Origin of the sequence: Flavobacterium sp. (genome assembly GCF_027531905.1) — a bacterium.
Taxonomy (GTDB): Bacteria; Bacteroidota; Bacteroidia; order Flavobacteriales; family Flavobacteriaceae; genus Flavobacterium.
This window is the reverse complement of the sequence record NZ_JAPZSU010000002.1, coordinates 36,169-48,201: the sequence shown is the minus strand read 5'-3', so window position 1 is coordinate 48,201 and position 12,033 is coordinate 36,169. Positions and strand designations below refer to the sequence as shown.

Annotated in this window: 10 protein-coding genes and 1 tRNA gene; 6 read left to right on the top strand and 5 right to left on the bottom strand. The window is 32.5% G+C overall.

Going from position 1 to position 12,033, the window contains the following annotated elements; translation table 11 throughout:
• Window positions 1-184: 184 nt before the first annotated feature.
• The 3 genes from O9307_RS00375 to O9307_RS00365 all read left to right on the top strand — a co-directional run bounded on the left by O9307_RS00375 (window position 185) and on the right by O9307_RS00365 (window position 2,438).
• On the top strand, window positions 185-637 hold the full coding sequence (locus O9307_RS00375) for a 2-dehydro-3-deoxyphosphooctonate aldolase (RefSeq protein ID WP_298294024.1): 453 nt from the start codon (window positions 185-187) through the stop codon (window positions 635-637).
• Between the two features lie 120 nt (window positions 638-757).
• A complete protein-coding gene (gene kdsA / locus O9307_RS00370; RefSeq protein ID WP_298294021.1) occupies window positions 758-1,576 on the top strand; it encodes a 3-deoxy-8-phosphooctulonate synthase in 819 nt (272 codons plus the stop codon).
• A 28-nt stretch (window positions 1,577-1,604) separates the two neighbouring features.
• Complete coding sequence (locus O9307_RS00365) at window positions 1,605-2,438, top strand: hypothetical protein (RefSeq protein ID WP_298294464.1); 834 nt, start codon at window positions 1,605-1,607, stop codon at window positions 2,436-2,438.
• Between the two features lie 405 nt (window positions 2,439-2,843).
• Here O9307_RS00365 and O9307_RS00360 read toward each other — a convergent pair.
• Window positions 2,844-2,918, bottom strand: a tRNA-Val gene (locus O9307_RS00360).
• Between the two features lie 184 nt (window positions 2,919-3,102).
• Between O9307_RS00360 and O9307_RS00355 the strand changes: the two genes are divergently transcribed.
• The gene (locus O9307_RS00355) at window positions 3,103-4,887 is read left to right on the top strand and encodes an ABC transporter transmembrane domain-containing protein (RefSeq protein ID WP_298294018.1); all 1,785 of its coding nucleotides are present in this window, start codon (window positions 3,103-3,105) and stop codon (window positions 4,885-4,887) included.
• A 59-nt stretch (window positions 4,888-4,946) separates the two neighbouring features.
• Here the strand turns inward: O9307_RS00355 and ettA are convergent, their stop codons facing one another.
• The 4 genes from ettA to holA form a co-directional block, all read right to left on the bottom strand.
• A complete protein-coding gene (gene ettA / locus O9307_RS00350) occupies window positions 4,947-6,641 on the bottom strand; it encodes an energy-dependent translational throttle protein EttA (protein WP_298294015.1) in 1,695 nt (564 codons plus the stop codon).
• 142 nt (window positions 6,642-6,783) lie between these two features.
• Window positions 6,784-6,966: a CAL67264 family membrane protein gene (locus tag O9307_RS00345; RefSeq protein ID WP_298294012.1), complete on the bottom strand. Its 183-nt coding sequence runs from the start codon at window positions 6,964-6,966 to the stop codon at window positions 6,784-6,786.
• 91 nt (window positions 6,967-7,057) lie between these two features.
• Window positions 7,058-9,232, bottom strand: coding sequence for a response regulator (locus tag O9307_RS00340; RefSeq protein ID WP_298294009.1), 2,175 nt, complete (start codon window positions 9,230-9,232; stop codon window positions 7,058-7,060).
• A 197-nt stretch (window positions 9,233-9,429) separates the two neighbouring features.
• The gene (gene holA, locus O9307_RS00335) at window positions 9,430-10,434 is read right to left on the bottom strand and encodes a DNA polymerase III subunit delta (protein WP_298294006.1); all 1,005 of its coding nucleotides are present in this window, start codon (window positions 10,432-10,434) and stop codon (window positions 9,430-9,432) included.
• Window positions 10,435-10,523: 89 nt separating this feature from the next.
• Between holA and O9307_RS00330 the strand changes: the two genes are divergently transcribed.
• Together O9307_RS00330 and O9307_RS00325 are read left to right on the top strand one after the other, a co-directional pair.
• Complete coding sequence (locus O9307_RS00330; protein ID WP_298294004.1) at window positions 10,524-10,991, top strand: type I restriction enzyme HsdR N-terminal domain-containing protein; 468 nt, start codon at window positions 10,524-10,526, stop codon at window positions 10,989-10,991.
• Between the two features lie 4 nt (window positions 10,992-10,995).
• Window positions 10,996-11,988 carry a glycosyltransferase family 2 protein gene (locus O9307_RS00325; protein WP_298294002.1) on the top strand — a complete coding sequence of 331 codons (993 nt, stop codon included), beginning with the start codon at window positions 10,996-10,998 and terminating at the stop codon, window positions 11,986-11,988.
• The last annotated feature ends 45 nt before the right edge of the window (window positions 11,989-12,033 follow it).

Here is a 12,033-nt window from a genome sequence, read left to right as displayed (position 1 = left end):
AAATTACATTTATTTTTTTTGCAAATATACTATCCTTTTTCCTCTTTTGTGTGCGTTGTGTCACAAAGCAAAAAAACATGATTAATTATACTAGAAATAAACTTCTCAAAAGTTTTATATTTGCTGGAAATCTTAATTTAAAGTTGGTACTATTATTGTAAAATAAAAAATAAATTTCACTCCTATGAAAAAAATCAGTTTATTAGTGACCTGTGTTTTACTATTTACTTCATGTATTAGTACAAAATCGACGCTTCAAAATGTTGACAACAATGCACCTGTACCCCAACTTTCTAAAAACAACACATTTGTGATTACCACTTACAGCAAAGACAAAAAGTATGGCTATGATAAAGATTACCCAATTAATATCTTTTATCGAGGCACAAAAGACGATGCAATTAATCAGCAGCGCTTTTTGAAGGCTTTAGCAGGACCAAATGGGGAAGCGATCACTTTTTCGAAACTGGAAAGTTGTTGTCCTTTTCCTTCGAAAAACACCGAAATGGGCGCTGGATTTCTAGATGTTTATGAAATAAAATGGGAAGGCCAAAAAAAACCAATCTTGTTATATTTAAACATCTACGAGAGAGGGTATTTGATGGTTCCAATGGGACTAACATTGAAGAAAAATTAAGCTGAATTTGATTCAAAACTTAAGACTTTCTTAATAATAACTCTACATACATTATTTTACACGCTATTTATAATCAAAAATCGTAAAAGCTAATTACCTTTGCACACAAAATTTAAAAAAATGAACATACATCATATCCCGCAAATTAAGCATACCGATAGTGGTAATTTTTTCGTTCTAGCAGGTCCTTGCGCCATTGAAGGCGAAGAAATGGCCTTGCGTATTGCTGATCGATTAGTTAGTATCACAGACAAATTACAAATTCCCTACGTTTTTAAAGGTTCCTTCAAAAAAGCCAATCGTTCTAGAATTGATAGTTTTTCTGGAATTGGAGATGAAAAAGCCTTAAAAATCCTTCGTAAAGTATCAGAAACTTTTGGTGTTCCAACAGTGACGGACATTCATACTAATGAAGACGCGGCTATGGCTGCTGCTTACGTAGATGTACTACAAATTCCTGCTTTTTTGGTAAGACAAACTGATTTGGTGGTTGCTGCTGCCAATACTGGTAAAGTGGTAAACTTAAAAAAAGGACAATTCATGAGCCCAGAAAGCATGAAGCATGCGGTTCAAAAAGTTTTGGATTGCCAAAACGAAAATGTAATGGTTACCGATCGTGGCACCATGTTTGGTTACCAAGACATGATTGTAGATTATAGAGGAATTCCAACGATGCAGCAATATGCTACTACTGTTTTAGATGTAACACACTCTTTACAACAGCCCAACCAAACAGCGGGTGTAACTGGCGGAAGACCTGATATGATTGAAACTGTAGCCAAAGCTGGAATAGCAGTTGGTGTAGACGGCATCTTTATCGAAACTCATTTTGATCCAGCGAATGCAAAAAGTGATGGTGCAAACATGTTACATTTAGATTATTTTGAAGCTTTAATGACCAAATTAGTAGCTATTAGACAAACCATCAATCATTTTTAATTTTTATATCTTGAAAAACTCAATTTATATAGTAATTGCTTTTTTAACGACTACAATTACAATAGCACAAGAAAATAACAATACTCGCTACACGGCACACAATAAAGGTAAATTCTTTATTTCATGGGGAGGAAACAGAGAATCTTATACCAAATCTGATGTTACCTTTACGGGTAAAGATTATCATTTTACCATAGCGGACATGAAAGCTCAGGATAAGCCCAAAGGCTGGCATATAGATTACGTTAATCCTGGTAGAATGACGATTCCACAAACAAATTTGCGTTTAGGGTATTTTTTCTCCGATCATTATAGTGTGGCTATTGGTGTAGATCACATGAAATATGTCATGACACAAGATCAAACGGCTAATGTAACAGGAACTATTAATCTTCCAGCAACAGATGCTGGGTCAGTGTTTAATGGTACTTACAATAACACTCCCGTTAACTTTACTGACGAAAAATTTTTAACTTACGAACACACGGATGGTTTAAATTATATCAATACTGAAGTTTCTCGTCATGATGACATTTCTAAGTTATTCAAAATTGGAAATACCGATAAAATTCAAGTTAACTTAACAGAAGGAATTGGTTTTGGGTTATTATATCCAAAAACTAATACCAAATTACTAGGAAAGGAACGCCATGATGATTTTCATGTTTCAGGTTTTGGAACTTCAGTAAAAGCGGGTTTAAACATTACTTTCTTTAAATATTTCTATGTTCAAGGAGAATTAAAAGGAGGTTATATTAATATGAATGATATTAGAACAACCGTAAGTTCAGAAGATAAAGCCTCACAAGACTTTTTCTTTTTTCAAAGAATTATTGCTATAGGAGGAAATTTTAGAATCTAATCTTACAACACTAATCAACAAAAAAAAGTGATTTGAAGTAGTTCAAATCGCTTTTTTTTATTTTAATTTAATAACAATTGCTATGGTGAAATATTAAAATCTAGATATTTATATTTACAATATATACCCTAATACAAACTTCTTTTATCAATATCTTAAGTTGTTATTACCTGAGATAATTGTAGACTGCTTTGAACTCACTTCTTATAAAAAAGAGGATTAAACACTGCATCTGTATTTATAAGAGATTAATTCGATACCTAAAGAATATCGAGAATCAAAATTGAGCTCAAAAGGATTCTTCGAAGAGATTACGTCTTGATCCCTGAATTACGTCTTGATCCTAAAAATGCAAAATAGAAGAAAAAAAAAAAAAACTCCTTAATTGCTTAAGGAGTTTATCGGTGGGCGATGAGGGGTTCGAACCCCCGACCCCCTCGGTGTAAACGAGGTGCTCTGAACCAGCTGAGCTAATCGCCCGATTGCGTGTGCAAATATACACCTAGAATTCGTATTTGCAAGGCTTTTTTTTGAAAAAAATTAAAAAAATCAAACCTAATTCCATTAAAACCTCACGTACAGCATTTTAGTTTCAAACACTAAGTTCATTATTTTTTTGAATTCCATTTTCATAATGGTACATTTGAAACATAAATTAAAAACAATGGGAAGATTTAAAGAAAACGATTTACCGAAAGCCAAAATCACAGCCTCGTCAATAAATAAAGCCAAAATAATTTTTAAATATGCAGGCAATAATACTTGGAAATTTTACCTCGGATTACTATTCTTACTACTAACAAGTGTCACTGCTCTCGCCTTCCCAAAGTTCATGGGAATGCTGGTAGATTGCGTTAATAAAAAAGATAGTGCATTGGCTAATCAAATTGCATTAGGTTTAGCATTGGTTCTGGTTTTACAATCTATTTTTTCCTTTTTCAGACTCTCACTGTTTGTGAATTTTACCGAAAACACTTTGGCCAATGTTAGATTAGCTCTTTACACTAATTTGGTCAAACTACCAATGTCTTTTTTCTCTCAAAAACGTGTGGGCGAATTGAATAGCCGAATCAGTAACGACATTAGTCAAATTCAAGATACCTTAACTACCACTATAGCTGAATTTTTACGACAATTCATTCTGATTATAGGAAGTTTTGTAATGTTGGCCAGTATCAACATTAAGCTGACTATAATGATGGTTTCAGTTGTTCCGCTAGTTGGTGTTGCAGCAGTATTCTTTGGTAGATTTATTCGTAAGTATTCTAAAAAAGTTCAAGATCAAGTAGCCGAAAGCCAAGTAGTGGTTGAAGAAACGATGCAAGGTATTAGCATAGTAAAAGCCTTTGCCAACGAATGGTATGAAATTGAACGCTACACTACAAAAATTAAAGAAGTCGTAAAAGTGGCTATAAAAGGTGGACAATTACGCGGCTATTTTGCTTCTTTTATTATTGTTTGTTTGTTCGGAACAATAGTAGCAGTAGTTTGGTATGGCGTACAATTAAGCATTGCGGGCGAAATCACGGTGGGTGAACTGTTTACTTTTATTCTTTATTCGAGTTATGTTGGCGCTTCCTCTGGTGGCATAGCCGAATTGTATGCACAAATGCAAAAAGCCATTGGAGCTACAGAACGTGTCTTTGAATTATTAGAAGAAATTCCGGAAGAAATCAATAGCACCGAAAATCAAAATTTTCCAAAAATAAAAGGAGATGTCTCATTTAAAAATGTTGCCTTCACCTACCCTTCTCGTAAAGAAATTCAAGTTTTAAAAGAAGTAAGTTTTACCGCTTTATCAGGTCAAAAAATTGCTATTGTTGGTCCGAGTGGCGCAGGAAAATCAACTATTGCCTCTTTGTTATTGCGCTTCTATGATACCACAGGCGGTAGCATTACTATAGATGACAAAAATATGTTGGATTATGATTTAGAAGCCTTGCGAGGCAATATGAGCATTGTTCCTCAAGATGTAATTCTGTTTGGAGGAACCATCAAAGAAAATATTGCTTACGGTAAACCCAATGCTACCGACGATGAAATTATGTTGGCCGCTAAACAAGCCAACGCATTACAATTCATTCAAGGTTTCCCAGAAAAATTTGAAACTGTGGTCGGAGAAAGAGGAATTAAACTTTCTGGAGGTCAAAGACAGCGTATTGCGATTGCAAGAGCCTTACTCAAAAACCCAAGTATTTTGATTTTGGATGAAGCCACTTCCTCTTTAGATAGCGAAAGTGAAAAATTAGTTCAAGAAGCTCTAGAAATTTTAATGGAAGGAAGAACAAGCATCATTATTGCGCACCGTTTATCAACGATTCGTAGTGCGGATCAAATTTTGGTTTTAGACCAAGGACAAATTACCGAAAAAGGAACCCATCAAGAATTAATTGCCATAGAAAATGGAATTTATAAAAATTTAAGTAATTTGCAGTTTAGTCATTCATAAAAAAATCCACTAGTTACTGCTAGAGTAAATAGTGGATTAAAAAAAATGCTGATTAGTTTTTATCCTCTAATCAATTTTCTGTATTTTAAACGTTTTGGAGTCAAATCGCCACCTAAACGTTTCTTTTTGTTTTCTTCGTATTCAGAGAAACTACCTTCGAAGAAATACACTTCTGAATCGCCTTCAAACGCTAGAATGTGTGTACAAATTCTATCCAAAAACCATCTATCGTGTGAGATAACTACGGCACAACCTGCAAAGTTTTCTAAACCTTCTTCAAGTGCACGTAATGTATTCACGTCCAAATCATTGGTAGGCTCATCTAAAAGCAATACGTTACCTTCTTCTTTCAAGGTCATCGCTAGGTGTAAACGGTTGCGTTCACCACCAGAAAGCATCGATACTTTCTTGTTTTGCTCGCCACCTCCAAAGTTAAAACGTGACAAATAAGCTCTAGAATTCACTTGCTTACCTCCCATCATAATCAATTCTTGCCCATCGGCAAAGTTTTCCCAAATGGATTTATTTGGATCTATATTGGAATGTGATTGATCAACATAAGCGATTTTTACCGTTTCTCCTACCGAAAACTCACCTGCATCGGTTTGCTGTTCGCCCATAATCATTTTGAAAATAGTCGATTTACCTGCACCGTTTGGCCCAATAATTCCAACAATTCCGGCTTGTGGTAAAGTGAAATTCAGGTTATCGTATAATAACTTTTCTCCAAAGGCTTTGGCAACATTTTTAGCTTCGATTACATTGGTTCCCAAACGAGGACCATTAGGAATATAAATCTCTAATTTTTCGTCTAATTGTTTTTGGTCTTCATTCAAAAGTTTGTCGTAGTTCTGCAAACGGGCTTTTTGCTTGGTTTGACGACCTTTGGCACCTTGACGTACCCAGTCCAACTCACGCTCTAAAGTCTTTCTGCGTTTAGAAGCCACTTTTTCTTCTTGAGCCATACGATTTGATTTTTGATCCAACCAAGAAGAATAGTTACCTTTCCAAGGAATACCTTCTCCACGGTCTAATTCCAAAATCCATCCCGCAACGTTATCTAAGAAATAACGGTCGTGTGTCACGGCAATTACAGTTCCTGAATACTGAGCTAAATGTTGCTCTAACCACAATACAGATTCAGCGTCTAAGTGGTTGGTAGGCTCATCTAAAAGCAATACATCTGGTTGCTGTAATAACAAACGACATAAAGCTACACGACGACGCTCTCCACCTGAAAGATTTTTTATTGGTGTATCACCTTCAGGAGTACGTAAAGCATCCATTGCGATTTCCAATTTGGTATCGATTTCCCAAGCGCCTAAAGCATCAATTTTGTCTTGTAAGGCAGCTTGACGATCCATCAATTTATCCATTTTGTCTGGATCAGAATAGTTTTCTTCAAGACCAAACAAATCATTGATTTGGTTGTACTCCTCAAGTACCGCCATAGTTTCAGCAACTCCTTCTCGAACAATTTCGATTACAGTTTTGGAGTCATCCAAAATTGGTTCTTGCTCTAAATAACCAACCGTATATCCGGGTTGAAAAACCACATCTCCTTGGTAATTTTTATCAACTCCAGCAATAATTTTTAAAAGAGAAGATTTACCAGAGCCGTTAAGACCCAAAATACCAATTTTGGCTCCATAAAAGAAACTCAAATAGATGTTTTTTAATACCGGTTTATCTGCACCTTGATAGGTTTTGCTCAATTTCTGCATCGAGAAAATGACCTTCTTATCGTCTGACATATTCTTGTTTTTTTTTGTTTAAAGTTTGTGGTTAATGGTGTGTTATTTATTGTTCAATCTTTACATTTTTCGCGGTACAAATCATAATAATTTATCACCTAGTTTTTGTCATAATTACAAACTACGGACAATCATTAAAAACCTACACTCGTCCCTTCAAAGAGCTAAACACCCAAGCGTTGGCTAAAAAACCTATTCCTACAGCTGCAAATCCCCATCCAGAAACATCTCTGTAGCGAAAAGCACCAAGGCCAATTAATAATAATCCCATCAAAGCCATTATAAATGTTGCCCATCCTAAGATAGTATTTTTATTCATTCCCATAATAGAGGTATTTTTTTGTTTTTTTTTGGAATTGCAAATATACAACAATTGAGATTTATTCAAATTGAAATAATTAGTATAGTTAGTAGATTCAATAACAATGTTTATCGATAACAAATAAAAGTTCATCTACGTTCAATGGTTTATTCAAGACTTGTTTTATATTGGAATTTTCAAATTTTTCTTTGTTTATATCTTCTGAAATAGCAGTTAAAGCCACTATAGGTATTTCCTTTTTCAATTCGCTAATAATTAAAGAAGCTTCAAATCCATCCATTATTGGCATCATAATATCCATTATAATGATAGAAAAATTCTCTTTCTCAACACATTCCACAGCTTCTTGTCCGTTGAATGCAGTTTTAAATAGAAAACCGTTATTTTTTAAAATTTGGGTAACCAAGAGCATGTTAATTTTATTGTCTTCTACAACTAAAACTTTAATCTTACTTCTGTCTTTTATTGGTACAGTAATCAACGCTTCTTCAACAACGTTTAACATATCTTTTTTAAAACTCAAACAAAATGAAACACTTGTCCCTTTTCCTAATTCTGATTGTATGTCTATATGAGAGTCATAAAGCTTTACTATTTTATCAGCTAAAGCTAATCCAATTCCTGTTCCACCGTACAACAAATTTATTTCATCTGAGCCATAGCTAAACAAATCATAGACATTATCAATTTTTTCTTCTGAAATACCAATACCAGTATCATTTATCAAGAAGATTATCTTCTGAAACTCTTCATTTGATTCTACAAATTTCAAATTAACATCTATTAATCCGTTGTCTGTAAATTTGAATGCATTATCTAGAATAATATTAAGCACCATAGTTAAACGTGTACTATCAAAAAGTATATTTTGATGAATCTTTTCATCTATAGAAATGGAAGTTCTATTTTTATTCAGATACAAACTTTCAAAAGATGCAATTAAGTTATTAATAAAAACCTCAAGATTAATTTTTTCTTCAACTACAAGCTTCAAACCATTTTTACTTATAAAATTGTATTCAAAAAATTGATTGATAAGATTATTTAGATAATTAGTTGAATTCTCAATTATCTTCAATTTATCGGAGTTATTTTCGTCTTCATGAAGTAAACTCAATGTCCCCATAATAGCATTTAATGGTGTTCTAAACTCATGAGAAATAGTATTTAAAAACTTACTTTTAATTTCTAAAGCGTTCGTTAATTCTGTGTTTTTTAGTTGTAATTGAGCGTTAGCATTACTTTTAAATGCAGATCGTGACTTTTGAATTTTAATTATAATTAATAATGAAATGATTAAAACAATACCCAAGATGATTATACTGTTTTTATATAAATTATTTTGTAGTACATGAAAATTCTCATTCTTAATTTTATCAAGTTCATGTGAAATTTGTTGGATTTTTTTTTCGCTTTGTGCTTTTTCAATTGAATTAATTAAATCTTTTTTTCGTTCTTTTTCAGCAAACTCCCTTGATTTAAGAAACATCATTGAGGCATTTTTATAATCCCCTATCTTCATAAAATAATTTCCATAAATATGATAATAGTTTCGACATTTACTAAGGTAAGATTGATCTTTTGGTATTGCATTAACATCTATTGTTTTAAGATACTGGTAAGCTTTTGCTAAATCATTTTTGTGCATGTATGCATCAGCAATAAACAATGGCATAGTTATTGATTTTTTTTCTTTAAAAATCTCAGCGTTTGAAATATGTAAAAATCCATACTTCAGCACTTTTGGCCAGTCTTTCTTGCGATAATAGGATTGATTAAGGTTATAATACAAATCTACCCTGTCCTTAAGAGGCGCATATTTTGTTAAATATTTTTCTGAAAGTAAAATCATTTCAAATGATTTCGACTCTTCACCAATTAAATCAAAAGACACACCAATGATTTCATAAAATTTACCAACAAAATAATAATCCTTACTTTTTTTAGAAAAATACAACCCTTTATTTGCGTAGTAATTCGTTTCGTTAAAATTTGAAAAAAAGACAAAAAAAGAAGCACAATTGTAATAATAATCAACAATTAATTTGCTGTTTTTTGATTTAAGAACATCTATCTCAAAACTTTTAAGCTGAGAAACAACATTAAATAGATCTATATAATTATTTGATTTATATAGCTTTACAATATCATCAAATTTTTTTTCAAACTCTTTTTGCCTGAATACCGATTTAAATTGAGAAAAAGCATTCAATGAAGAAAAACAAAAGAGAGAAACTAAAATTATTCTTTTTAGATGAACTGAAAACATACCATATTGTTATAAATTAATACCCATCAATTTTGAAATTTTGATTTAGCATATTGGATTATAATAATAAACAAAATATGTTAAAAAACACAAAATAAACAATTATTAATCACAAATAACACATAATAGTTAATTTTAAAAAACTTTTAATAAAACCATTAGCTCTTGATAGCAATAATTACATTAAAAAACCTTGACTACTTAAAAATCTGAAACAACATTTCTTTCAATAGATCCCCATTCGAAAGTGCGTTGGCGCCAACGCCTTTACTTTTTACATCAATCACTCGCAATGAACCTATTATTTGACTGACTTTTTTCATGGGATAATTTTTTACAGCTACATCATAATCTTTAAGAAAATAAGGATTAACCCCTAACACAGACGCCACATTTTTGGGGTTTTTATCTTTTAACCCGTGATACTTTAGGAGTTGAATAAAAAAACTAAAAACCAGCCCTGTAGTCATCACCAAAGGATTCTCTTTAGGATTTTGAGCAAAATTCTCAGCAATAGTATACGCTTTGAGTTGATTGCGTTCACCAATGGCTTTTCGCAACTCAAACACGTTAAAATCTTTACTAAAACCAATGTTTTCTTCGATATGGTGGGCCGTAATTGTACTACCGATGGGTAAAATAATCTTTAGCTTCTCCAATTCATTATTAATTCGGCTTAAATCGGTGCCTAAAAACTCGACCAACATCGCCGACGCTTTGGGTTCAATGGCATATTTTTTACCCGCCAATACTCTTTTAATCCAATCCCCAACTTGGTTTTCATATAACTTTTTACTCTCGTATACCAAACCATTTTTAGCCAAAACTTTAGTTACTTTTTTTCGTTTATCCAACGTCTTGTATTTGTAACAAAAAACCAAAACCGTAGTTGACATTGGGTTTTCAGCATAGCGCTCTATTTTATCAATGGTTCTAGAAAGTTCTTGTGCTTCCTTTACAATCACCACTTGACGTTCTGCCATCATTGGGTACCTTTTGGCGGTACTTACAATATCCTCTATCGATACATCTCGACCATACAACACCGATTGATTAAAGCCTTTCTCTTCTTCGGTCAAAATAGTTTCTTCGATATAATTGGATAATTTATCAATGTAATAGGGCTCTTCTCCCATTAAAAAATAAATAGGTTTGATATTTCCTGCTTTAATATCGTTGACAATTTTTACTACTTCGTCCATTCTAATGATTTATGATTCGCCGTTTTAAAGAATAGTAGTTATTTAAAGAACCAACCATAAACTACAAACAAAATAACTATTTTTGCGTTATGCAAGAACTCAATTTTCCTTCTTACTCTTTTCGATTCAAAAATAGCGAAAATAAAGTGTCTATTTTTGATGAAATTCGGAAAAAATTTATAATTCTTACCCCAGAAGAATGGGTGCGTCAACATGTAGTACAATTTTTAATGCATGAAAAGAACTACCCAAAATCCCTTATCAATGTTGAAAAAGTATTACATGTGAATGGGTTACGAAAACGGTATGATATCGTTTTATTCAATCCTAATGGAACTATTTTTGCATTAGTAGAGTGCAAAGCTCCACACATTACTATCAGTCAAGCTACTTTTGATCAAATTGCGCAATACAATATGACTTTACAATCCCAATTTTTGATGGTAACCAATGGTTTAAAACATTATTATTGTACGATGGATTTTGAAAATGAAAAATATGATTTTCTAAAAATGCTTCCTGATTATTCTTCAACATTTTTAAATAACAGTAAATAAATCAATGAAATTAGCCGTAGTTATACTAAATTGGAATGGACAATCGCTGCTAAAACAGTTTCTTCCAAAAATTGTTCAATATTCGCCAGAAGCCACCATTTATGTCGCTGATAATGCTTCTACAGATGATTCTGTAGCTTATATACAAACAAATTTTCCTGAAGTTAAAATCATTATTAATAATGCTAATTACGGATTTGCTGGAGGGTACAACGAAGCTTTACAACAGATAAATGCAGATGTTTATGCCTTAGTAAACTCAGATATTGAAGTCACTCCCAATTGGTTACAACCTATTATCGATACGTTCAAGAACGAGCCAAAAACAGCAATTATTCAGCCCAAAATATTAGACTTTAAAAACAAAGAATACTTTGAATATGCTGGAGCAGCTGGTGGTTTCATCGATAAATATGGTTATCCGTTTTGTAGAGGACGCCTTTTTGATACTATAGAAAAAGACAATGGACAATATGATGACAGTATCGAAATTTTTTGGGCTTCGGGTGCTTGTTTTTTTATCAAAGCTCCAGTTTATCACGATTTAAAAGGTTTTGATGCTGATTTCTTTGCTCACCAAGAAGAAATTGATTTATGTTGGAGAGCAATTAATTTAGGGCATACTATAAAATACGTACCAACTTCAGTCGTATATCATGTAGGAGGCGCTACATTACAACAGGGAAATCCTAAAAAAACTGAATTAAATTTTAGAAATTCTCTTTATATGCTCACTAAAAATTTGCCAAATTCTGTTTTATACCGAACGCTTTTCATCAGAATGGTTCTAGATGGTATTGCAGGGGTGCAATTTTTAACAAAAGGTAAACCCGCGCATTTTTTTGCAATTTTAAAAGCACATGTTACTTTTTATCAGTATTTTAGCAAAAACATAAAGAAGAGAGGATCTTTTCAAAAAGCATCTTACTATAAAATAAAAAGCATTGTATATGCCTATTTTATTAAAGGTGGCACTGTTTTTGAAAAGCTAGTTTAACAATATTTTATACCTAGGTATTCATATTAAAATTTAACTTTGTAC